14 protein-coding genes are annotated in these 24,743 nt (G+C 39.4%); 2 read left to right on the top strand and 12 right to left on the bottom strand.

Annotated elements, in window-relative coordinates; genetic code table 11:
- Positions 1 to 5 precede the first annotated feature (5 nt).
- The 12 genes from BM207_RS12710 to BM207_RS12655 form a co-directional block, all read right to left on the bottom strand.
- Positions 6 to 2,786, bottom strand: a complete 2,781-nt coding sequence (locus BM207_RS12710; protein ID WP_090994544.1) for a glycoside hydrolase family 2 protein — start codon at positions 2,784 to 2,786, stop codon at positions 6 to 8.
- A gap of 38 nt (positions 2,787 to 2,824) precedes the next feature.
- Positions 2,825 to 4,660: a sialidase/neuraminidase family protein gene (locus BM207_RS12705; protein ID WP_090994542.1), complete on the bottom strand. Its 1,836-nt coding sequence runs from the start codon at positions 4,658 to 4,660 to the stop codon at positions 2,825 to 2,827.
- A 150-nt stretch (positions 4,661 to 4,810) separates the two neighbouring features.
- Positions 4,811 to 5,743: a glycoside hydrolase family 43 protein gene (locus BM207_RS12700; protein WP_218155056.1), complete on the bottom strand. Its 933-nt coding sequence runs from the start codon at positions 5,741 to 5,743 to the stop codon at positions 4,811 to 4,813.
- On the bottom strand, positions 5,740 to 7,143 hold the full coding sequence (locus BM207_RS12695) for a glycoside hydrolase family 140 protein (protein ID WP_090994541.1): 1,404 nt from the start codon (positions 7,141 to 7,143) through the stop codon (positions 5,740 to 5,742). Before BM207_RS12695 ends, BM207_RS12700 begins: the two co-directional genes overlap by 4 nt.
- A 2-nt stretch (positions 7,144 to 7,145) precedes the next feature.
- A complete protein-coding gene (locus tag BM207_RS12690; RefSeq protein WP_090994539.1) occupies positions 7,146 to 10,325 on the bottom strand; it encodes a DUF6298 domain-containing protein in 3,180 nt (1,059 codons plus the stop codon).
- 177 nt (positions 10,326 to 10,502) lie between these two features.
- A complete protein-coding gene (locus BM207_RS12685; RefSeq protein WP_245768099.1) occupies positions 10,503 to 12,167 on the bottom strand; it encodes a pectate lyase family protein in 1,665 nt (554 codons plus the stop codon).
- 11 nt (positions 12,168 to 12,178) lie between these two features.
- Positions 12,179 to 13,831 carry a polysaccharide lyase gene (locus tag BM207_RS12680; RefSeq protein ID WP_090994537.1) on the bottom strand — a complete coding sequence of 551 codons (1,653 nt, stop codon included), beginning with the start codon at positions 13,829 to 13,831 and terminating at the stop codon, positions 12,179 to 12,181.
- 281 nt (positions 13,832 to 14,112) lie between these two features.
- On the bottom strand, positions 14,113 to 15,636 hold the full coding sequence (locus BM207_RS12675) for a DUF5123 domain-containing protein (RefSeq protein WP_090994535.1): 1,524 nt from the start codon (positions 15,634 to 15,636) through the stop codon (positions 14,113 to 14,115).
- 22 nt (positions 15,637 to 15,658) lie between these two features.
- Entirely contained in the window at positions 15,659 to 17,470 is a 1,812-nt protein-coding gene (locus BM207_RS12670) for a RagB/SusD family nutrient uptake outer membrane protein (RefSeq protein ID WP_090994533.1), read from the bottom strand.
- 12 nt (positions 17,471 to 17,482) lie between these two features.
- Complete coding sequence (locus tag BM207_RS12665; protein WP_245768098.1) at positions 17,483 to 20,635, bottom strand: SusC/RagA family TonB-linked outer membrane protein; 3,153 nt, start codon at positions 20,633 to 20,635, stop codon at positions 17,483 to 17,485.
- Between the two features lie 20 nt (positions 20,636 to 20,655).
- Positions 20,656 to 21,282, bottom strand: a complete 627-nt coding sequence (locus BM207_RS12660) for a DUF3826 domain-containing protein (protein ID WP_245768097.1) — start codon at positions 21,280 to 21,282, stop codon at positions 20,656 to 20,658.
- Positions 21,283 to 21,337: 55 nt separating this feature from the next.
- Entirely contained in the window at positions 21,338 to 22,969 is a 1,632-nt protein-coding gene (locus BM207_RS12655) for a fucose isomerase (protein WP_090994527.1), read from the bottom strand.
- Positions 22,970 to 23,208: 239 nt separating this feature from the next.
- Between BM207_RS12655 and BM207_RS12650 the strand changes: the two genes are divergently transcribed.
- Both BM207_RS12650 and BM207_RS12645 read left to right on the top strand, forming a co-directional pair.
- Positions 23,209 to 24,075, top strand: coding sequence for an AraC family transcriptional regulator (locus BM207_RS12650; RefSeq protein ID WP_090994525.1), 867 nt, complete (start codon positions 23,209 to 23,211; stop codon positions 24,073 to 24,075).
- Positions 24,076 to 24,109: 34 nt separating this feature from the next.
- Positions 24,110 to 24,589: an SRPBCC family protein gene (locus BM207_RS12645; RefSeq protein ID WP_090994522.1), complete on the top strand. Its 480-nt coding sequence runs from the start codon at positions 24,110 to 24,112 to the stop codon at positions 24,587 to 24,589.
- Positions 24,590 to 24,743 lie beyond the last annotated feature (154 nt).

Here is a 24,743-nt window from a genome sequence, read left to right as displayed (position 1 = left end):
ATTCATTATTGATGAGCTAATTCATCTGAAAAATCAAAATACAAGGTCATATTTAATGCTCTTGCGGGTTCCTTTTCAAAATCGTAAAATATATGTTTCATGCCCATTGGGCCTGTTGTTTCGGGTTTCTGGGTTTTAGTACCGATGGCCGATATCCCATTCATGAACGAGATATCGCCATTTGGAAAAGTAGGGCTCATGTTATCCCATTCCGTATCTTTTGACTTCTTTGGGGTAAATAAGCGTAGGAAAACATCTTCACGATCAGTAAACACTTTAAATGTATGTGTTTTTCCAATAACTTTACACCAATATAGGTTCGAATAATACCCCTTAAACTCTGGGTATTTGAATGGTACTTCGCCAGTTGCAGCGTTGTTGTAATCTTTAAGCCAAACGCCAAACTTGTTTCCTTTCATCCTATTCTTCCAAACCCGATTAGGTCCATTTCCCATATATTCGATGCCCTTAATCTCCGTTTCAGGATACGAGAAATTCAGCCCCACAAAGGTGGTAAAATACGCTGAAGGAAAGTAATTTACCTCCATTTTTACAATCCCAGAAGGATAAATGATCCACTGTAAGGTATTGTAACTTTCTTTACGGTTGAACGTTGAAGCAATTATCACCTCATTACCGTTTTTCTTTAAAGTAAAATCTTTAAAATTATTCACACCTTCTTGTAAAACAGGGCCATTGTTAAATGGAATTGAAGAGCCGTTGTTGGCCACTTTCTCAAGCATACCACTTAGCTTATTAAAGGTCAAATGAATGCCGTTGGCCGATACTTCAAAATTTTTATCGGTTTCGTTACTTTTAATTGCAGTATTTGCCTCCTTATCCAACAATTTAGCAGCTTCATCTTTTGGAAGTACAATCGGAAAGCTCCAGGTAAAAAGCAGCTCATCGCCCGGCGATTTTGCGGTAATATACAACACATCGTAATCGCGCCAGTTTGCAATTAAATTAACTTTTACCTTCCCCTTTTCATAAGGTTTTACATTTGGCGAAATCGCCTTTCCGGTTTTAAGATCTTGATGTTTTCCAAACTTCCTCAATTCCCACTCAAATGAACACTGATTTAAATTGGTGAAAGAATATCTATTTTCTACATTAAAAACGCCATCAAAGGCAGCGGTGATTGCTCGTTTCTCAAAAAACACCGGGCTCCAAACTTCTTTGATTGTGTAATAGCTACCTTCCTTTTCGTGATAAGGGCCAACGATGCCATCCGGGCCCCGATTGCCATCGGTATCGATTTCTCCATTTCTATCTGTACGAACTACGCCTTGATCTGCGAAATCCCACAAAAATCCTCCTGCAGACAATGGATTTTGCCACATCGCATTCCAATAGTCCTCTATCCCAGCGCCATGTCCGCCGTCAAACATTCCATGCAAAAACTCCGTTGGCATGATGATATTATGTCCGTGATCGTAATTTCCAATACCATAGTTAAACTCCCGGTAATGCGTAGTTTCGAAGCCACCAAACACTTCCCAAGGATGAATGACTGCCCGCTTTTGGAAGTCCTCTGCTAAAAATATCGGATCAAGGTCTCTGTTATGTCCACCTTCATTTCCATTCGCCCAAATTACTATGGAGGGATGATTTTCATCATTGACCATCATCTCTTTGAGCAGCTTAGTTCCTGTTGCTGTGTCATAACTCCCATGCCAACCGGCCAATTCATCCATCACGTAAAGTCCTAATGAATCGCAGACATCTAAAAAGTGGCTATCTGGTGGGTAATGCGACATCCGAACGGCATTCATATTCATTGATTTCATTAACAACACATCGGCAATGCTAATTTTTTTACTGGTAGTTCTGCCTGATGAAGGATAAAATGAATGACGATTTACCCCCTTAAACTTCATTTTTACCCCATTTACAAATATCCCATCTCTTTCTTTCACCTCTATTGTTCTAAAACCGATTTTCTTAGCCGTTGAATGAACAACTTTTCCAGCTTTAAATAAGTTAAACTTTGCTGTGTACAAGTTTGGGAACTCCGAGGACCAAAGTTTCGGGTCTGAAAATTGTTTCGAGAAATAGGCAGTCGATGTATTTGATTTAATTGGGACAATAATTTTTTCTCCAAACACTGCTCCATTTTTTTGATATAACTGAACCTCCAATTTATCCGCATTGCCCAATATTGCCAGTTTCCCTGAAAGTAAGCCATTTGCCTTTGCATCCAGCTGAATTCTTTCAAAATGCGTATTGGGCAAAGCCTCTAAGTAAACTGGTCTGAAGATCCCTCCAAAAATCCAAAAATCGGCCTTTCTCTCTGCTTCATTAACCGATTGATTAGCAGAATGCTTGGAAACCCTAACTTCTAGTAAATTCTCAGTTCCATATTTCAGCAACTTAGAGATATTGTATTTAAAAACATAAAATGCACCTTGGTGAATTTCTCCCGCCAGTACCCCATTAATTTTTACTTCCGTATCGGTCATTGAGCCTTCAAAAACGATATTAATCTGCTTATTACTCCAATTTGCTGGAACTTTGAATCGATATTTATAATGTCCTTCTTCCTTTCCTCTTATGCTATCTTTTGCGAAACCATAATCATACTTACCAAAGCCCTGCAATTCCCAATTAGAGGGCACGGGAATAGTCGTCCACTTTCCAGCGTTCATGCCGTTAGTGCAGTAGAAATCCCAATTTACCGTATGATCATTCCCAGTACCGGAAAGGTAGATCTTCTCTGTATGCTGGGCATTTACGGTGCAAAACATCATTAATCCGTAAAAGAAAAGTGTTAAATTCCTCTTCATTTGTTGTGATTTAGCAAAAGATTATCGGTTTTTATCATCTAAAATGTCCCTGTCTTTAAATATTTGATAGCGTACGATGCTTCTTTGACCATTTCACCCGGTTTCGGCAAATCATAAGTTTGGTCGGCCGGTGTATCGATATGAGGAAAGCGGCGCACTTCTCCTGTTCGAAATACAATTCTCGAAACCTCAGCAATGGGCTGAAAGGCCAAACTCGTTAAAACATCCTTTCCATTTACCGTAAGCGTATAAAAACGATTTGCGGTATTTAACTTAATGCTGATATGATAGGTTTCACCTGCTTTATATTTCATGAAGTTCTTATAACGCGCCCCAGCTTTACCACTTAAAGTCCCTGTTGAGTCGAAAGTTAATCGAACTCCTGCTATCCCCTTTGAATCTACTAATTCAATATCCATTTGTCCGTGGTTATCTTGCTTGGGAGTAATCGCAAATGATGCGGTTACTTTAGTCCCAGCGGGAAATATTCTTTCTGCTTTAGCATAGTCGTACGGATCTTTATCTTTTAACATTAAAACCCTTTCATTGTTATTAGGCTCTACTTTTACTTGGGCCCAAAGCGGACTATATATATTCCACAAGGATAACTCCTTACCAACTGGCAGCTTACTAAAATCTTCATCTACTTGCGAATTTGCTTTTTCACTTACCGGAAGCGGAATAGCTGAAACCCACATATCTTCTTTGTTCATACTGTAGGTAACCCATAATTTACCATCGGGCGGATTCCCGTTCCCTTCCACAATTCCACGCACGTATTGTGGCCCGTATGACTTATAATTTCCTCCATAGCGCATAGGCGAAATCTCTCCGTTAATCAGTAACAGATTGGTATAATCCAATCCATTTTTACTGGTTGAGATGGCTAAGGGCCACCTGTATTCGGACGGGTTATACACTGTTGCATAATTTCCATCTGCCGTTTTTTGCCCCCATATTTTCGCATTGCTATTTACAAAGCCTGGGGCTCTAGTGGCATTTTCAGGCCAGCTTTTGCCCTGATCGGTACTAATGGCGGTTAACGCATTTTTCCATAAACCTACTACTCTACCGTCGGACAAATGGTAATAGCTAAATGCCTTATATTGTTTTTGCAAGGTAATTGTCGGGTCTTTGCGATCTGCTTCTTCATTCCATTGTTGGGTCATTAACTTATTAGCCAACAATTCATTACAAGCTTCAACAAATGCCTTACTTTTACTTTTAGTATAAAAAGGATAACTAGTATTCGCTTCAGACCATTTGGGGTTGTACCTAATAAAATAGATGGGTCCATAACTGCCATCTTGCATAATTTGTCTAACTGCTCTACCAATTCCATTACCATCATTTGGATCGTCTTTAGCATCAAAGCTGATTGCATAAAAACCTAGCACTAAACAGATGTTTTTGGTCGACACAAAGAAGCCCATTCTTTGATGCATCACCGCATCTAAATTTTTTGCAATATTCTCTCTCCCTTCCTTTTTAGTGCCATCTGGAATGCGATAAATAGGAAAAATAACTTCGGGTTTTTTCCAACTATACCCATCCTTTGACGATTGAATAAATGTTTGTCCCGGTGGGATGCTTTCTCCATGCTCATCGCTCAGATATTCCAGATAAAAGGTATTATTCCAATACGCTAACATGGGAGCGTGGTTATATGTCCACCCAAAACCTTCTGCCAAGGACGGATGCTCCCTATTAGCACGAAAGGTTTGGATGTTATGCACACCCAGAACCGGCGATAACTGTCCGTGGTGATAATCGGCATTCACCAAGGTTTTGCCAATATAGCGAACAGTATCTTGTGCGTTTGTTTGTAAAAACGTCACCAGAAATAAAATCTTAATCAGTATTAACTTTTTCATCTAATCTTTATTTTACGGTCATTGCGAGAATAAATCCGTCATTGCGAGGCACGAAGCAATCTGATGATAAGATTGCTTCGTGCCTCCCAATGACGGAGTCGTAGCCATGACGGATTCGTCACAATAACGAGTCGTCGCAAGACGAAGTCCCTACAAACTTGCCAAAGCTTTTATGATCTTTCTCTTAACCTTTACTATTGTCCCATGTTTATGTCCTGTTGGTATCGTTATTTCCGAGGAAACATCTTTAAACGTTTTAAAATCACTTGTTTTTACGGCCGCATATTTTTTATCCCCATAAGCATCAAAATAAATCAGCCACTCCTTGCCGTTCTTTAGCACAGTTGGTCCTTCAGTTAGCTTCGAACTAAAAGTTGGCGAAACATCGGTATAAGGGCCTAAAGCCTGATCACTAAATGCAACTTTTAAATTTCGGTTGGGGCGTGTATTGTCTTTCAGTACAAGTACATAGTCGGCTGGCTTTCTCTTCACAATTACCGCATCAATTACACTAAAACCCGGATTCAGGAACAGCTTTGCCGAGCTAAAGGAATTAAAATCTTTGGTGGTAATCGCATACATCCGATGGTTATTATCTTCCTCTTCTATCCCTTTTGCAAAACGAAAAGGAATGGTAGATGCCCATATAATGATGTATTCCTGCTTCTCATCATCATAAAACAGTTCAGGCGCCCAAACGTTTACCGTAGTAGGTTCATCATTTAAAACGGAAATAAACTTTTGCTCAGACCAATTTTTCAAGTCTTTGGAACTTGCATAGCCGAAGCCCCGATCGCCCTTCCAACTACAAGTCCACACCAAATGAAAAACACCATCCGGTCCCTGCACCATGGAAGGATCTCTCAAAATTTTTTGAGTACCTATGTTTGGTTTTAAAAATACTTTATTCAAATCGTTCCAGTGGTAGCCATCTTCACTTGTTAAAAGCCTCAGACCTTCATTTGCTGGTTCGTGAAAAGAAGTAAAAATATAGGCCTTTTTGGAGCAGCTACTAAAAACACAGAGCATCATTCCCATAAAAGCAAAACCCACCATTTTTATATGTTCTGCACTTTTCCTCATACACTATCCAATATTAAAACCCAATCATTACCTTCCTTTTCGCCACCTGGCGGATTAAAATCGCCAACCCCCTGATTCTTAAATTCAGCGATTACCGTAGTCTCTCCATTACGGGGATTAAACCACGAAGCTTTCACTTTTTCGCCCTTTATTTTTCCGAGGGTTATCTGCATTTTATTCCCATTGTAGGTGTATACCATTGCATAATTATCTCCCCGTGTTGCGATTAACTTATTGTATTGCTTTCCATTATTACCAGCTATGAGCGACTGATCAGGTATCCGATCGAAATACGGGCGCGACAACATCAGCTTTTTCAGATAGATCATTTGTGTAGCCCCTTCCGCGTTAATCGCTTTAAACCATTCGTCTTTAGCCCCGTAAGCGGGTTGTAAATCCGTTAGTTTATACAGCTGCATAACCGAATTATGTCCATAGGTATAACCAAAAGCACCAGCAAAAACCGACCAATAGCCGTACCGTCTTACATCGCTTGCTGTCCACCTTTGTTCATTAATATTATGCAAGCCGTGCGGAATATCTTCATACGAAGGTTCGCCATCAATGGTAGGCTTAACAGGCTTCAAGGCATAGTCTACCTCAATGTATCGCCAATTATCCTGTCCATAATGGTTCTTTTCGTTCTTGGAAGTGTCCTGACTGTATCGTCGGTGACCAGACTGCACCATATTAAAATCCAACCATTTTGCGTTATGGAACCAATCAGATGAAGCAGTTCTTCCCCGTGGGTGAAAAGTGATTAAATGGTTAGGATCATTTGTGCGAAGTGTATTGCCAATGGTTTTCCAAACGGCCATTCCTTCACTTCCCCGAATATCGCCTCCATTTAGCCAGATAATATTCCACCTATCTTTATACCTATTGGCTAAAAACTTGGCATATTTACCAGCTTGGGCGTTATTAACTCGTTTATCTTTTACATTGGTGCCCCATACCGGTACCAAGGCCATATAAATTCCTTTTTCTGCAGCTTTGTCTACGATATAATCTACATGGTCCCAATAATCATATTGTAAGGAATCTTTATAGTCGCTGCCTGCTGTCAGCGCCGGTTGAGCCACATTTGCGTTAACCACTGAAGAATCTAGATAAATATTTATGGAAGGTACCTCATGTAATAACATAGCCTGAACCACATTAAAGCCTAATTTCTTTCGATTTTCCAGGTATTGAACAGCTTCTTCCCGCGTAAGTTTATTGAATAACAACCACCCTGTATCGCCCAACCAAAAGAAAGGCTTGCCATCTCCAGTCATGAGGTATCTACCATTCTCGGAAACCATCAATTTTTTAGGATCAACTTCTTTCTTTTTTGCGCAGCCAAAAAGAGAAAGGCAGATGGCTATTAATACGATTAATTTTTTGAGTAGTACCTTCATGTCTAAATTTTATGGAGGATGATTACTTCATCCTTTGCGGTGCTCTTATTGATTTTAATTAAAGCACCTGCATTAATTTTTTCTTCTCTTAACACCGAACCATTTTCCGGATTTAATATTTTTAGGTTAAATGTACCCGTGATGTTCTTTAAGTCTAACTCCAGGGCATCGGCAGACGCATTGTAAAGCAGGTAAGCCTTTCCTGGATTCGCTAAACCATATTGCTTTGTTTTAAGTGCATCTTTCAAAAACGGCTTCATATTAGCGGCTATTGAAAGTGTTTTTGTATCGACCGCCGATATATTTGACAGTGAACCACCTGCCATGAATATAGCCCATCCATAACTGCCAAAGTTATCTCCAGAGTAAATAACTGCCTTTTGAGGAAACTTATTTTTGTATTCCGCTACTGCACGATAAACTTGTTCAAAAGAAGTTTTTTTAGGCTTTAATAAACGGGCATGTTGTCTGGGAGCTAGATTCTCTTCACCTTTTGGTGCATAGGCCTCCTCATTTATTTGATAGTGCCAGTATTTGATATCGATTACATCAATTACCGTTGCTCTATTTGGATCTGCCAATATCGCATCCTGCACATCTTTCGTTACACTCAAGGCAATAATTGGATGTTTTCCAGTTTCTTTTTCCCACTCTTTAATGGTATCGATCCAGAATTGGACAAAATGAAGCGGACCTGTAAATTCCTCTCCGATTAATTGGATAACCGATCCATTTGTCGCAAAATTATCCAAGCATTTTCTAATATAAGCGATATGCAATTTCCGACGGGCGGGATTATGGATATCATAAAATTGCTCGGCCATAAAAATCCGCTTGTCGCCCGCATAGGGTACAGGCTCAGGAAAACTCGTACTATTGATATTATTTGCCGTTCGCCAAGGAAAGTCAGCGTAATGCGCTCCTGCTTCGATAATATTATGCTGGAAATAATTTTGATGCAATAGAATTAAACCTTTTTGATCGGCCAGGTTAGCAAACTGCTTCAACCTATCCCAATACCATAAGTTATATTTCAAAATATCATATTTACTTAAACCGTCCCATGCTTTATCAATACCACTTCGAGCAAATGGCAATTCATAAAATGGAGCCCAAACCTCTCCATCCATCCTCCTAATGCGCTCATGATCATCTCGTCGGCGATCGTACCATAAACCATAATTATGATCCAATATTTTCACAAAACCATCCTTCATGCTATCTGTAATCGCATTTAAGTCGTCGGTTAAACCTTTTCCTTCCCTGCCCGGAACAAAGCGGGTGATATGGAATTTAGACCCAGCGATTCCATGGGGCCTTGCACTTCCATTCCACCACTGCACACCTTGTCTGCTTCCCAATACCAGTTCATCCCCTCTAACAAGCCATCCATTTTTAACCTCCACGGCCATTGTTTTTAGGGGAGTCTCCATCTTTGCGATACCAATTTCATCAATAGTTTTCGCACCATTGGTCTCGGTAGAAATCTTCAATCGTTTGGGTGCCTGGTCAATAAACTCGGCTAATGTTAAAAGTGGTTTTGCCGCTAGTTTAGTTAGTTTCTGTGCAACGTCGACCGGCGGACTACTTGAGGCTTCTGTTTCTATCGGGAACAGAATTTCGCGCTGATTTACTTCTCCCATCCTATCCTTTAGTTGGGCGTAATATAGACTACGAGGTTGAATCTGTTCATTTGACATATCCCAATACCCATTTCCAGCAAACTGTGCCCAAGTACCGAAGGCCCAATTTTGAGCGCCTGGCGGACTATAATTATCGACCCTGGCTGCGCTACATTGCCAGAAAACACTATTGGCAGCTGTCCAGCCCGCCCCCTGACCATCCTGACCACGATTTAAATAGCTTAGTGCCTGCCCATCTATGTTTACAATGTCAAATAGCACCCCAGAAGCCCAACTATCTATCGTACCACTAAAACCAAAAGGCAAATAAGATTCACATTGTACAAATACATTCGGTCCGGGAGCGCAGTAGCCAACTGCAAAATCATGCATTCCATGTTCTGCATAAATACGTTGAAACAGTGTTTGCTGACCGGTAGTAAAAAAGGTATTCCTCCTTTCGCCGGCAATTTCCGAGACTGGAGACAGTGACTTACAATCTTCAACCGTTATTCTATTTGCGGATTCTGAAACATATACTGCAGAGCCTGCAAAATGTTCAAAAACTACTTGCCGTACCCAAGAATCACTCACGTTCTCCAGATTAATCGCATTCCAACGGTGGTACTCGTCTTTTATATTCGTTTTGTTATAAGTAGATTGAATTTTGAGATTTTCTATCCCAGTTTGAGTGATGCGACCATCCCATTCATATTTCGCAACGGTTCCTCCGCCATATCTTGCTTCAATTGCCGTAGTAATTGGCGCATCGATTGTAATTTTGTTTCCGTTAATTGCCACTATTTTTCTATCCCAAAAAACATTACGCTGGTTAGGTTTCCAGCCTAAGGAAGTAATGCCCCCACCAAAGTGATCTGTTCCTAAGGCGTCAATCCAGTTCTTGGGAGAAGGTCTTTTAATGACAATTCCGTCTCCGACTTTAAGACCAGTGGTGGCCTTTAAAGCAAATTGAGTGGCGTTTACCGGTACATAATTATCGCTAATTGCTAGCTCTGCTTCGGTTAAGCGGTTCGCAAGCCCCAAAATCCTGATTACTCCGATCCTATCTAGGCCAGTCGCTATTATAAGGGTGCCGCCTGTTCCCATTCCACTACCACGAAGTACCACACCATTGGCCTTGATTTTCAATGTTCCAGCAACCTTGTAGGTACCTTTTTCCAATAACACAGCTCCTCGTAAACCTTCCTTATCCAAGGGTAATTTTGCAACATAGTCTAGTGCCGATTGGATTCTTAAAGTAGCATCTCCTTCCTTTACCGGAACAGTGACCTTAACAACAGCCATGGGAATTGTTTTATTACCTCCCATATAGCCGGCAAAAGAAAAATCGGGAATACGGTTGCCCAGTGAGTCGGCCGTGTACTGTAGTTTACCATCTTTACCTTTGAAAATTGGCTTAGGCGGTTCAATCGGCTTTTTGGTTTGACCGAAAGTGGTTGACAAGGTAAAAGTTAGAAAAAGTAAAGATAGCGTGAAGCGCAAAGTGCAAACCGCTTTAAATGCATATCCATTCTCTTTAATTTTACTTTTCAAATTCATACTTGGGACTTATTTTTTTATTGCTTTGTCACTGCAGTTCTTTTTTATTGCGCCGTCATTGCGGTTCTTTTATTGCGTCGTCATTGCGAGGTACGAAGCAATCTTAAGCTATAAGTTTTGCACCCTACCTTTCGTAAGATTGCTTCGTACCTCGCAATGACGAATTAATGCATAACATTACGGACTAACACTTCCAACCGCTACCAAACTATTCAAATACACCTCAATATTTGCGTAACCACTTTTCGTAATCTTAGCAGCATCCGAGGCATCCTTGGCATTCAAGCCATTTTTTATCTCCCAGGCATCTGGGATACCATCATTATCAGTATCAAGATACGGTTTTCCCTTATAAACCGGATAACCACCTACTTGACTAATAGCTGAGATAATTCCTTTTTTATACGAGTCGTTGCTTAAGCGACGTTTTACATAGTTTTGTTGGGCTGGCAATTCTCCATCCTCCACTTGTGCAATTTTCCCCGTTTTAACCTGCTCAATAATGCGTTGATCTACGGCATCTCTGATGGGCAAAGTTGCGCCCGCATTCGCCAACACATAGCTGTAAGCTAGTTTTGCATCTATTAAGCTGATTTTCGCCATCGGAAGTGGCTTTTCCGAACGAATTGAATCTAGCAACTTCTTTCTATCCTGTTTCGACTCTGGTTGAACGCCCCCATCCCAATTATCTTTCGTTACCCTGTCGTTACCTTCAATGATGTTCCCGTGAACGTAGGCGCGACCAAAGGCCGACCTGAATTTTACATCACGACCCGATTCTGGTTTCAAAATACGATAAGCAATGGGTTGGCCTTGCGGCGTAATCGGACCCGGTTTATAATAATTGTTTATAAAATTGAAGAATGAGGCATTATCTCCCCCATCTGCGCTTCTGTTCCACCAATTAAACACTACATTATTGGCAAAACCAAAATCGCCATACATACCAACCGAAGGATTACGGCTAATGTTTGAAGCCCATAAATTACGCATAAATGTACTGTTTAATCCACCAATCGTACTTCCAAAGCCGTGGTTATAAGTATCTAGCGCTTCTGAGAATATGGAATTTTGAATAGTAATATTAACGGTTGGCAGTTTTTGCGGCTTAGAACCATCTTTGGGGTCGTACATATGGCGGTACATCGACATATTTTCATCCAATCCCCAGCTTGCAGATACGTGATCAATGATGATATTCCCTATTGGATTACCACCTATCGCATCATCACGGCGTGTTACGTCCGTTTCACCCCTTCTAAAACGCATGAACCTGATGACTACATCATGCGTGTTTATCCACACTGATTCGCCTGCTACACATATGCCATCACCTGGTGCGCTCTGGCCCGCAATCGTTATATAAGGTGCTCTAATAATTAAAGGAGTTTTTAACCTGATAATCCCTGAAACGTTGAACACGATAATCCTCGCACCCCCTTGTTCACAAGCTTCACGTAAACTTCCAGGGCCTGCATCGTTCAACGTGTTTACTACATATACTTTTCCGCCTCGACCGCCAAAGCTATAAGCTCCCCCACCTTCAGCACCCGGAAAGGCGGGTATATTTGATTGTGGTAAGTCTCCCGGTTTGGCTGCCCATGGAATATAGGGTTTTCCGTTTTTGGCATCTAAATCTACTTTATCTTTCACCTTGAGAAATTGCAGTTCAGACTTCCTTTCTATTTCTTTAAGGATAGAATCTGCCTTTTTCTCCATAGCTTCCGGAATTACAGGGTATTGCGCATAGGCTGACGATAACGCTGAGGTTAAAATAACCCCTATAATTAGCGCTGGGCGTAACTTGTTAAGTGCTTTAGATTCAAATATAAATGCCTTCATATTGCGATAAATTAGGGCTTAACTGTGCTTAAGGGAACGACGCTATTCAAGTAAACTTCGATATTAGCGTAACCGCTCTTTGAGATTTTCGCAGCATCTGTGGCGTCTTTAGGATTTAATCCCACCTTAACCTCATAAGCATCTGGCATACCATCATTGTCAGTATCTACATAGGGCGTTCCCTTGTATTCAGGATAACCGCCTACCTGACTAATATCTGTAATAATCCCTTGTTTATAAGAATCTTTCGGTAGGCGTCGGTGTTCAAAATCCTTTTCTGGCAATTTTACCCCTTCGATATAATCAATCTTGCCGGTTCGAACTTGCTCAATTACACGTGTGTCTACAGGGTCTCTTTTTGGTAAATTCGCACCCACGTTTGTTAAAACATATTTGTGCGCTTCGAGCGTTGGTAATATAGTAATTTTAGCCATCGGAAAAGGCTTAAAAACCCGCATGGCTGCGAAGTAAGGTTGTGCTTTCTCGAATGACATCAATTCGCCCTTTTTATCTTCTACCTGAACGCCACCATCCCAATTATTCTTAGTTACCCTCGCATTGCCCTCGATCACATTTCCTTCTACATAAGCGCGGCCAAACACCACATAAGGCAATTTGCTACGTCCCGACTCAGGTTTTAAAATACGATAACTAATGGGGTCTTTTAAGTTCGTTACTGGTCCGGGTTTATAATAATTATTAATGATGTTGTACAATGCTGTATAATCACCGCCATCTGTTGACCGGTTATTCCAATTAAAAATGACATTGTTTGCAAAATTAAAAATACCATTCCAGCCAATAGAGGGATTTCTAGCACCATTATCGGCCCACAGGTTACGCATAAATGTGCAATTTTCCCCTCCTAAGGTGCTTCCAAAAGCATGGTTCCAAGTATCTAACGCTTCAGAAAATATAGAGTTTTGAATGGTAATATTCACTGTTGCCAGCTTTACTTCTGCCTTACCCGTACTATCGTTATACATATGGCGATACATCGACATGTTTTCGTCCAATCCCCAACTTGCAGACACATGGTCGATCATGATGTTACCTACCGGATTACCACCTATTGCGTCATCTCTACGCCCTACAAAAGTTTCCCCTCGTCTAAAGCGCATAAAACGGATCACCACATCATGCGTATTGATCCACACTGATTCACCAGCTATGCAAACTCCATCACCGGGAGCCGTTTGTCCCGCTATCGTTAAATAAGGAGCGCGGATAATTAGGGGTGTTTTAAGACGGATAATACCGGCAACATTAAAAACGATTATTCTAGCACCTCCTTCTTCACAAGCATCTCTCAATGAACCGGGACCACTATCGTTTAAATTCTTTACCACGATTACTTTTCCGCCACGACCGCCAAAGCTATAAGCTCCTCCTCCTTCAGCGCCCGGAAACGCTAATAGTTCTGACTGTGGCAAATCTGTTGGGCGACCGGCAAAAGGGATGTATGGTTTTCCTTCTCTGGCTTCCTTTGCAATGATTACCTTTGCTTTTTCCCAGGCGATGTCCGATTGTCTGGTTGCTTCCTGCATCATCTCATTTGACGCCTTTTGAACATCTGCCGGAATCTTAGGATACTGTGCAAAAAGGTAATTTGAGGAGAGTATTAAGGAGGTCGTAAGCAATACGCCTATTAATCTATTGTTCATATCTTGAAGTTATTTATTTTGGTTAGAAAGTATATGTCTTTCAAATTTAAACGCTAATTGAGCCTCATTAATATAGAATTTTCTCAATATACTATACCATCTTATCATCGTGCACTAATATGCGTAACAATGTTATTTCAAAGCTACTTCTTATTTCATCAGTAAATTATAAATTCACTGATAAATATAAATAAAAAAAGGGATACTTTCGTATCCCTTTACCAAATATACTAAAATCTCCAAGACACTTATTATTGTGCCCATCGCGTATTTAGTTTAACCTACTGCAACCACCTCGAATCTCCATAACCTAGGGCTTTCAAGGCAGGGTTTCCGATTTTAAAGTTTAAAGTCTCAAAAGCAGCATACTGCGGGTCAAGTGTACTTGATCCTGTAACAGTTGCACTGCCATACCATAAAGTATTAAAATCTCCAAAGAAATTATTATCTGTAAATAGCACCTTAGCACCACTTTGAACGCCGGTAGCTGTATTGGTTTTTTTATTGCTGAAAATTGACTTTTTAAAGTGAACAACTACCGATGGACTCCTTAAATAATAAAATCTACCTGAATTACAGATTCTGTCAAAAGTACAGTTTTCGAAAAGGATAGGATCATTCGAATCATAATAAGCAACTGGATTATCTATCCTCATAAAATCTCTCGCTAAGTCGTGGAAAGTACTGTTTGTGAAGCTAATTTTATTGAGTTTACCTGCTCTAAAGTCAATAAAGTCTCCACCGGTATAACCAAATCTGTAGAAGAATGAATTTCTTACAATTAGCCCCACAGTTGCGCCGGTTCCACCTGCGGCAGTATAAATAAATCCGGCAGTTGGGCCTGTAAATTCACATCTTTCAACAACAAGATTAGCTACACCCACTAAGTTGGTTGCGATGATATTATAGGCTGATTTACCAATAAATTTAATATCTTGTAAAGTAATGTTTGCTGTACTTAAAAGATCAATATTACCTGATGTTATTTCTGGCATATCAGCGCCGGCCATTTTCCTGATGGTGATAGATTTATCTATTTTAATAGCAGCAGAGCCGTAATCATACTTTGCTCCTCCAATGGTAATCACATCTCCAGCGTTTGCTGCATCAATAGCTTCCTGAATACTGTCATATAGTGTAGGGTCGCCATTAATAGTGATGCTCATTCTAACATCTCTGGTAGTAAACGTAATGACACCTTTTCGTTCTGCACCTGCAAAAATAACAGCGGTATAACTTTTAGCTGAAACCAGATTGCTGAGAGCAACTTGCTGTTGTGTTAAATTGCTACTAGTAAGTTGTATATTGGTTTCCGCTTTTGATTCATTATCGATTACAATAACATTTGTTAAAGTACCACTCGAGGGTGCGTTCCACTTTAAGATTGCGGTTGTTACAGCAATGTCTGCTTTTGCTAATTCCTTTAAGATACTTTCTGGTTTTAGCGCTTCTGTTACAAAATCAGAATGCAGAACAATGTTCTTCGATAGCGCTCTAATTCTCACATATGCAGCAGAAAAATAGCCCATATCTGCAAAATCTAATGATCTTGTATCCCCTGACACTGTATCTGTTTTTAAGATAGTGGCAAAATTTTCGGCAGAAGAAACCTGCACCACAAAACTGGATTGTTCATTGCCCGGGTATTCCCATGACGTTTTTATGGTAGTTTTATCTACGGTAACCTTTAAAGCTGTCGGTTTGTCGATATAATAGTTCATATCTGGGCCATCTGCTTTTTTACAGGAAGCGAAGAGGCAAAACAGCCCCAATACCCACATTAATTTATATTTATTCGAATTCATAATAGTTAATTTATACAATGATTTAGTTTAAAGGATTGAATGCACCACCCCAAGTATTGTTCTGAATTAGCTTTTTGTTATTGTTTATTGCGTTATCAGGAATAGCAAAGAAGTAATACTCTGGCTTCCAATTAATATTTGCTCCATCTTTATCCTGAATTTCGAACTCAAAAAAGCTGGTATAAACATTGTCCAGGTCTAAATTATTTCTGGTATTTAAGAATTCAGCAGGGGTTGGCATTCCTGCTCCTGTTTTCAATTTCACGCGTAAAGCCGTTCTTTTCTTTCCATTAAGCACCGATTCGAATTTCTTCCATCTACGTAAATCCCAAAAACGTTTTCCTTCGAAAGCCAGTTCGATTTTACGCTCGTATAAGATAGCTTCCAATAAACCGGATCTCTGCAAGCCAGGTGTTAAGCCATACATTCCGTCAGCACCAGGATCAATGCCTGCTCTTTTTCGTAATGCAATTAAGCCTTGATAAGCCTCTTCGCCCTGACTAGTTCTATTAATACCAGCGGCACTTTCTGCAAGATTCAATAACACTTCGGCATATCTCAATTCAATCCAATCTGTTCCAGAGTTTGGCAATAGATCTACCGTAATTGTCGGACTAACTGCCTTTCTCAGGTAAAAGCCTGTATTACTTGCATTAGTTTCGAAGGATGTCCAAGTTGAGCCATTATTTGTAGAAGTATAATAGGTCCACAATCTATAGTTAGCATTGCCAAGAATTGGCCATGTTGCTCCATTATAAGCTATAGTCTGATCGAATCTAGGATCTCTATTTTTATAGAAGAGTTTCACATCATAAGGATATGTTGTAGAAACTCCTGGCTTTTTACCATCTTTCATTGGATAATCACTTACAAAATCCCAGGTTGGCGCATTCGATCCGCCATTACCGCTACTTAAATAAGTAGGTCTGGTTTGCAAATCATAGGTATTGTTCTTTTTCGAAACATCTCCATTTTTAGTATTATATCCTGTTATAAGTACTGCTTCTGGGTTATTTACTTCTTGAAACCACAAATTTGAATAAGATGTGTTTAAGCCAAAGCCCGCCGCATCTAACAGTGTTTTAGCATTTAAGTTGGCATCATATGCTGCTTGCCATCTAGCCTGTGAATCGCTCGGATTAAATTGAGGGCTAGCATAAGTTAGCAATACACGCCCTTTAAAAGCTGCTGCTGCTCCCCTTGTAATTCTTCCCCAATCAGCGTTCGAGCTGTATCTTCCAGGCAAATTTTGAATACCAAAATCTAGATCCGAAACAATTTGAGCGATACATTCTGCAGTTGAATTTCTAGGAAGCATATTACTTTCTTTGTTTTCTGCCCCTATCGGATCCATCGGCTCTAACACCAAAGGCACTCCGCCATATAGTCTAACTAAATCGAAATATCTGAATGCTCTAAAAAACATCGCTTCGGCTAACATTTTGTTTTTTGTAGCCTCTGGCAAAGTGCCCTTTTTAATGTCTCTGATAAATTCATTGATTTTCCTAATCTTGCCCCATGTGTTTGAGTTACTCAAACCAGTACCAAAGTCACCCACCGTAGTAGAAATAACTTGGCCTTGAAAGAACAGATGAGTACCTTGAGCTTCGTCAGAAAAAGTTCCATTTCCGTTTATTGCTCCTCCGGTATTTCCGAACCACGCTGGTAAATTCTGGTCATACACAAAGCTTAGGTTAAAGAAGGCCAGCGTCGAGTCGCTAAAGATCAAATCTCCATCAAGCGAAGATAAGTCCTTCTTATCCAGCACTTTTTGACAACTACTTATACTAAATAAGATAGCTACCATTATACACAATTTATAAAATAATTTCATAATTAATCTTTTTTAAAATCCAACATTCAAACCGAACGACCAAGTTTTTAATACAGGGTAAACATTATATGATCCCGATTCATATCGATAATCGCTATAAGGATTATGGATGCTGAATGGATTGGTTGCCACCACAAAAAGCCTAGCGTTACTAATACCTAATCTGGCATTCAGTTTCTCCGGCAAATTATATGACATATTAATATTTGCTATTCTGATAGTGGTAGAGCTTCTAAACCAGAAAGAAGATAAAGGCTCATAAGTTTGATAGTAGAATGGATTTGGGTACTTAGCGTTTGTATTTTGCTCTGTCCAATGATCTGCCCAAAACCCTGGTCTATTAAGCGTCGGAGTGGCTCTCTTTCTAGCATCTCCTTCTACTGTTCCCTGTCCACCCCATGAAATTCCTGAAGTAACATTTAAGCTTAATGATTTATAGGTTAACCCAAAGTTTAAACCAGTATTAAAATGATTATCAGCTTTTTTTGTTAAATAGGTTTGATCTGCTTCTGTAATTTTCCCATCAGGTGCTGTTAAATCCCCCCCGGTTCTAGGACCAGAAATATCTTCATAATATAACATACCAGGCTTAGGCGCTGCACCAAAAAGTGTATATCCTGGATTCTTTGCTAAAAACGCATCTACATCCTGCTGTGTCCTAAACATACCAGTATATTTATACCCATATATTCCTAAATCACTTGATCTTCCTGTATTATCCATCATGGTACCCAAATCGCCAGCGCTTACGTCTCTTTTGATGTTTTTATCATCATACCATGAAAAGAAAGTATTTACACGATAAGATAGGTTATTATTTATTTTATCGTTCCATCCCACACTAATTTCCGTACCGAAAGTCTTAATTTCTGAAAAATTCTCTGATGGTAATGATTCACCGACCAACAAAGAAACAGATGATGAGAGTTGTGTTAGCATATTATGGAATCTATCTTGATATCCATCCAATGTTACTGACAACCGGTTTTTTAAAAAACGAGTTTCAATGCCCACACCAAATTTCACAGCATCATCCCAAACAACATTTCTATTTGCGATACCATTTTGATTAAAAATCAGTGTTCTGTCTGCATCGCCGCCAAACACAGCGCTTCTTTGGGTTTGTTTTCTATATCTATTATACCATTGATAAGCTCTTGTTCTATCACCCCCTACAAATCCTAATGACGATCTAATTTTAAGGAAATCCATGAATCGCACATGATTTTGGAAGAATTTCTCGTTACTTACCACCCAACCAGCTGAGAATGATGGAAAATAACCCCATCTATTTTCAGGTGCGAAATTTGTAGAGGCATCTGCTCTTAAAGTCATTTCAAATAGATACTTTTCATCAAATCCGTAATTCAATCTACTGATATAAGATAAATATCCCGACTCAGACTCAGACTCACTCTGCATTACTGAGGTACCGTAAAAGTAATTCATATTGTCTAGTCCGCCCATGATCGGATCTTCAATATAAGTGGAGACTCCATCTGCATAAGATTCTCTTTGTTCTACCATAGCTAAAGCGGAAATACTATGTTTTCCGAAACTTCTGTTATAATTTAAACCTGCATTTAATTGGTAGTTTTTATTGTATGCCGGATTGAAACGCAACATATAACCATTTTTTAGAGAAGCTTTACTTAGTATATCACCACCATAAATATGTTTGTTTTCACCTAGCATAGTAAATCTATACACATCGTAAGCCGTACCATATTGCTTTCCAAACTCGTTGTTATTTCTTTGGTTATAAAAAGCCCGGGCCGATAATCCTTTAATGAAGGGAACTTCATAATTAAGATTTAAATTGATATTCATACCCACGTTTCTAGAACTGGTATAATCGCCATTTTTTTGGACCGCAAAGAAATGGAAATTTTCCGTTGTAGAATTTGTTGCATTTGTTAGGTTTACTGGTAAACCATTAATATATGGAGGGTTAAACTGTGGGGTTTGCATTAACGCTAACACATCTTTTTCAATACTTTCTCCACCTTGTTTTAACCAATAGGCTCTATTATTCGCTACATCGCCACTTAGTTGGATCCCTAAATTTAAACCAGTCGCTAATTTTACATCAGCACTCGCCCTATAGGTCCATCTATCTGCAAAAATATCTTCCAGATTGGCATCTTGGGCATTATAGGTCACACTTCCAAAATAAGTTGCTTTCTCTGCTCCTCCACTAACGTTTAACGTATGTCGGTTTATAGTAGAAGTTTTCCAAGCCATATCCAACCAATCGTAATTATTTTCTTTAAAATATGCCAGTTCATCTGGGGTATATCTTAATGTATTGGTTAAAAAATTGGCTGGATTATTTGTATAGTTATAAGAATTTAGGAATGTTGCATGTTCATAGCCGCTCATCATTTCCGGCATCTTAACGGCATCCGTAATACCTAAGGAACCACTATAGGTTATTTTTGGTCCACCAACTTGCCCCCGTTTTGTTCTAACAAGTATAGCACCTTGGTTACCATTTACCCCGTAAATCGCTGCTGCGGCATCTTTTAGCACCGTGATGCTTTCTACTTCACTTTGATCTAAATAGTTAAACTCTGCCGAAGTTTTAATCACGTCATCAATTATATAGAGAGGCTCTGTTGTACCACCATCTTTTGAATAAATTCTCGGCTGTCTGACCATTAAAGATGCATTTTGGCCAGTTCTAGATTGCCCGCCGGAAACACTTAAACCGGCTATCTGACCTCTTAAGGCAGCCGCTAACCCTCCCACTGGTAAATCTTGGATAGCTTTCATATTAACAGGTTCCAAGGCGTGTGTGGAAGATATTTTCTTTTGTTGGCCATATCCTACAACCACAACCTCACTCAATTCACTTTGATCATATAAAAGTTTGATATTGATTGTAGCTTGATCACCTACTATAACTTGTTGTCTCACAAATCCAATGTAGGAAAAAACCAATACGTCCTGATCGGATTTAACTTGGATTGTGTACACCCCGCTAGCATTGGTACTCACATTACTCGGTTCGCCTTTCCGACTTACATTTACTCCAGGAATAGGTGCTCCATCTGGATCAGTTACCTTCCCCGTCACCTTTCGGTCTTGAGCAAATGAAATTGTGCTCGCCAGCAATAACACCAGCAAGGACAATGAAAATTTACGTAAAATTTTTGAGTTCATATTTATTATTTGGTTAGTTTTTAATTCGATTGATTTGCTTTCGCGGCTTCTCTCCTTTTTTGCCATGCTATTCCCTCCTTTTTTAAATCGTAACCTGCGGCTGATAAATAATTATTGATTTTTCCTTTATATTTTCCAAACCAAGCATGTTTTTTATCAGATGATTCTGCATCCATTGCACGCTCTCTCGCTTCGGTTAACCAAGTTAAAATTTGCTTCTTTTGCTCATCTGTTAAAGTAAGGATCTGCTCTTGATATGCTTTGTAGGTAAGTGGCAAAACCCCATAAGTCATTCCGTCTTTCACTCCTTCAATTTGCTGAGGTGTTAGCTGTTTAGACAATTTACTTAAATAAGCCTTGTGCAGTTTTCCAGTCTCGGCCTCTACCTTTGCGTATTCTTTTGCTAAGGCCGCATTCAGTTCTTCCTTATCTGTGTACTTTTCTTTGATCGCTTTAACATTTAAATCGCGAGCAGCGTAAATGTCGTTCAGGTTACTATATTGATCTCTTACAATAAAGCTTACTTTTTGCGCGATAGATTCGTTCTCCAATTTTAATCCTGCAACCAGTTTATTTGAACGTTCTGTAATTACTTTTACATAAGCATCTTTATCTTCTACTGCGTTGCTCTGCGCAAACGTGTTCATAACGTTTATTAGTATCAAAAATAGGATAACTGAAAGTCTCATTTTCTTTAATTTATTAGTTTCTCTTTTTAATTAAGTTTACATCGCCGCAAAAATGCACTTTTAACCCCAATTCATCCATCGCAGCCGCTTTAATTCGGCATGCTTCATGCGCATTGGCTTCATAATTTGCGTATACCACCTGTATATGATTTGCTTTGTGTCTTGCCATCAACTGATCGCGGTTTACTCCTTTTAAAACAGCATGCATAATTGGCCATTCTGAAGTGGTCTCCTTCCATCTTCTATTTGTTTCATCTTTCGGTAAGAAAACAACTTCCCCTACTCCTAAATCACAATGGAGTTCATTGTTACAAACATATACCCTGCTCCATACAATAAAACCTGGCCTGCTAACGCCTTTTAAAGTCCCGCCCCCTAATTTAAAATACATTGCAGGTTGCCTCTCGCTGCTGGCTCCTGCATAACCATCTATAAAATGTGCAGGCGGTGCAGCGCCCGAGATTAAGAAAAGCCAAACAAATTGGTCAATATCGTCACCTTTATAATGCTCTCCCCATCTAATGTCATGCAAGGTATTTTCACCTGTCATACCCATCTCGTTCCATAATTTATAAGTAACCAGCGCATCCAGACCTGCGCACTCATCTACCTCATTAAAATGCGGTAATGCTTTTTTCGGATATAGCTCTCTGCCATCGATTGAAAACACAGGAGGCCGCTCATTGTTATTTAACAGACCCTCAACCAAGTCGCTCGCCACCGTTAGGTCTTTTAAGCCCTGTTGATATTGGATTCCAATGGTATCACAACTAAATTCATCAGCAATGCGTAATGCTGCAATGTACATTTTGCATTGCTGTAAAGTTTGCGCTCTAGTTAACTCGGTTTCTTCGTTGATTCCCCAATTAAACTTCATTTTTCTTTTCAGCAACCAGGTTAATATTGCTTCTGCTTCCTGGTCGGAAACTTGTAGCATGGTTGCGTATAAGGCCGATTGACTTAAGCGTTCTTTAAAGAAACCTGTTTTATGCAATAGTTCATCAGGGATAATTGCATTGTACATGCCCATGCAGCCTTCGTCAAAAACACCCATAATTACTTTACGGTCTCTCAGACCACGAGCGAATGATCTTCCTTTTTTCTCGTCGGCCAAAGGGATTTTACTTAAGCTAAAGCTTTTCACGTGACTTTGATCGTAGCTTATTTTACCTGTCGACAACCATTCTTGCAAGCCATCTACAAAAAAATCATCCTCAAAGTTTTCGCTCCATAAAGTACTATAAGGTATTTCGGCTTTTGTTAAGCAGCCGTTTAGATTCAGCATACCAACTAGGCCGGGCCATTGACCGCTCCAATTAGCCACTGTTAAAATGGGACCTCGATGTGTAGTTAAACCAGCTAATACATGATGCGAATATTGCCAAACACTTTCGGCTACAATTAGCGGTTGCGCTGGATCGATATTGCGAAATACATCCATGCCCATTCGCTGCGAATCTATAAAGCCATGTTTTTTAGTTGGGTGATAGGAATGAGCACGTTTTACAGACCAACCGAGCTTCTCAATTGCTGTTGCTAATTGACTTTCCATTTGGAGTTGTGCGGCCCAACAATTCTGATTTGCCGAGAGCCTTAAATCCCCACTTGAAACTAATGCAATTTGTGTCTGTACACCTGCGTTCATAATTCATTAATGAACAAACAATTTATATAGAAAGAGTTTGTCGGTTTATATTTTGGTTGTTGCCTAATAGGCTATATACAAAACTCAATAATCAAAAACACTATTTATTCTATTTATTTATCAAATTAATATAGGATGTTATCTTAAAACCCCCTATCTTTAATCTTAATACATTTATGATTTGCCAAAGCCAATTGAGTTCGCAAAAGTAAAAATTTATTATTTTTTAATAAATAGAGATGAAACCACATTTTCACAAAGTTCCAGTTACGCTCCAAAGTTCGTTCAGCATCAGGCATGATATTAAACCAGATTTTGGAACAGTTTGGCATTACCATCCCGAGCTGGAATTGCATTATAATATTAAGGGCGAAGGCGTACGTTTCATTGGCGACAACATCAGCAATTTCACTTCGGATGAAATGGTATTATTAGGCGAAAACTTGCCGCATACCTGGCGTTGTAAGGATGAATATTTCCAGAACAATCCCGAGCTAAATGTAGAGGCTATGGTTATCCATTTTTTACCCGATTGTTTGGGCAAACATTTGTTAAATTTACCTGAAGCCTATCTCATTCCTAAATTATTTGAACGAGCAAAAAGCGGCATGGTCATTCACGGCAAAACGAAGGAGACACTTGCCACGTTGATGGAGACAGCGGTACATGCTACCAATCTAGATCGAGTGATCATTTTGTTAACCATTCTTAAGACATTAGCGGAAACAGATGAATTTGAAACGATAACTACAAAAAGCACCTTTTACCAGTCGAACGAGTCTGAAACCCTCCGTATTAATAAAATCTGTACCTATACCTTAACCAATTACAAGAAAGACATTAGCTTAGAAGAAGTTGCGTCTTTGAGTAATTTAAGTATAACTTCGTTTTGCAGGTATTTTAAATTGATGACAAAAAAAACATACTATGATTTTTTGATTGAAATAAGGGTCAGTCACGCCTGCCGTTTTTTAATTGAGAACAAGCTCCCGACCGAAATGATCTGCTTTAATTGTGGATTTAATAATGTTTCTAATTTTTATAGGCATTTTAAAAAAGTTACCGGAATGACACCCTTAGATTACAAAAGGAAATATTTGAATTAGAACCCATCGAAAAGAAACATTTAAACTATCCTGAATGCCGAAAATTGAACTTGTAACAGCAATTGAATCCACTATTGATGTTTGCTTTGACCTTGCCCGTAGCATCGACCTGCACAAAATATCAACAGCCAAAACCAATGAAGAAGCGATTGCTGGCGTAACCTCTGGGCTAATAGGCTTAAATGAAGTGGTAACCTGGCAAGCTACTCATTTTGGAATTAAACAAAAGCTCACCTCAAAAATTACCGCTTTTGAAAGACCATATTATTTTGTTGATGAGCAGCTAAATGGAGCTTTCAAATCGATTTATCACGAGCATAAATTTGAACAAGTTTCAGGTAAGGTAATGATGCATGACATTTTTGAATTCGAATCGCCATACGGCGTGTTTGGTCAGTTGTTTAACAGACTCGTATTGACTAACTATTTGAGGAAATTGTTAATAGAAAGGAACAGCATTATCAAAGAATTTGCAGAAACTGACAAATGGCGGTCCTTAATAATTAATCAATAGTAAAAAAAGTTGATAAGATACTATGCATGAAGTAGGCATCAAGTAGGTATCAAGTAAGTTTAATGTAGTGCGAAAGACCACTTGATACCTACTTGATACCTACTTGATGCCTACTTGATGCCTACTTGAACTGTAGCTCGTCTTTAAAAGAATT

It is taken from the genome of Pedobacter insulae (assembly GCF_900113525.1).
In the GTDB taxonomy this organism is placed as follows: domain Bacteria; phylum Bacteroidota; class Bacteroidia; order Sphingobacteriales; family Sphingobacteriaceae; genus Pedobacter; species Pedobacter insulae.
The sequence above is the reverse complement of the archived record's forward strand: the minus strand, read 5'-3'. Positions and strand labels throughout refer to the sequence as shown.

Bases quoted from the DNA above. Each gene is read 5' to 3' on its own strand.
- BM207_RS12645 (WP_090994522.1), top strand. From the start codon at position 24,110: ATGCCGAAAATTGAACTTGTAACAGCAATTGAATCCACTATTGATGTT.
- BM207_RS12680 (WP_090994537.1), bottom strand. From the start codon at position 13,831: ATGAACAATAGATTAATAGGCGTATTGCTTACGACCTCCTTAATACTC.
- BM207_RS12650 (WP_090994525.1), top strand. From the start codon at position 23,209: ATGAAACCACATTTTCACAAAGTTCCAGTTACGCTCCAAAGTTCGTTC.
- BM207_RS12675 (WP_090994535.1), bottom strand. From the start codon at position 15,636: ATGAATTCGAATAAATATAAATTAATGTGGGTATTGGGGCTGTTTTGC.
- BM207_RS12700 (WP_218155056.1), bottom strand. From the start codon at position 5,743: ATGAGGAAAAGTGCAGAACATATAAAAATGGTGGGTTTTGCTTTTATG.
- BM207_RS12690 (WP_090994539.1), bottom strand. From the start codon at position 10,325: ATGAATTTGAAAAGTAAAATTAAAGAGAATGGATATGCATTTAAAGCG.
- BM207_RS12660 (WP_245768097.1), bottom strand. From the start codon at position 21,282: ATGAACACGTTTGCGCAGAGCAACGCAGTAGAAGATAAAGATGCTTAT.
- BM207_RS12710 (WP_090994544.1), bottom strand. From the start codon at position 2,786: ATGAAGAGGAATTTAACACTTTTCTTTTACGGATTAATGATGTTTTGC.
- BM207_RS12685 (WP_245768099.1), bottom strand. From the start codon at position 12,167: ATGAAGGCATTTATATTTGAATCTAAAGCACTTAACAAGTTACGCCCA.
- BM207_RS12655 (WP_090994527.1), bottom strand. From the start codon at position 22,969: ATGAACGCAGGTGTACAGACACAAATTGCATTAGTTTCAAGTGGGGAT.
- BM207_RS12665 (WP_245768098.1), bottom strand. From the start codon at position 20,635: ATGAACTCAAAAATTTTACGTAAATTTTCATTGTCCTTGCTGGTGTTA.
- BM207_RS12670 (WP_090994533.1), bottom strand. From the start codon at position 17,470: ATGAAATTATTTTATAAATTGTGTATAATGGTAGCTATCTTATTTAGT.
- BM207_RS12705 (WP_090994542.1), bottom strand. From the start codon at position 4,660: ATGAAAAAGTTAATACTGATTAAGATTTTATTTCTGGTGACGTTTTTA.
- BM207_RS12695 (WP_090994541.1), bottom strand. From the start codon at position 7,143: ATGAAGGTACTACTCAAAAAATTAATCGTATTAATAGCCATCTGCCTT.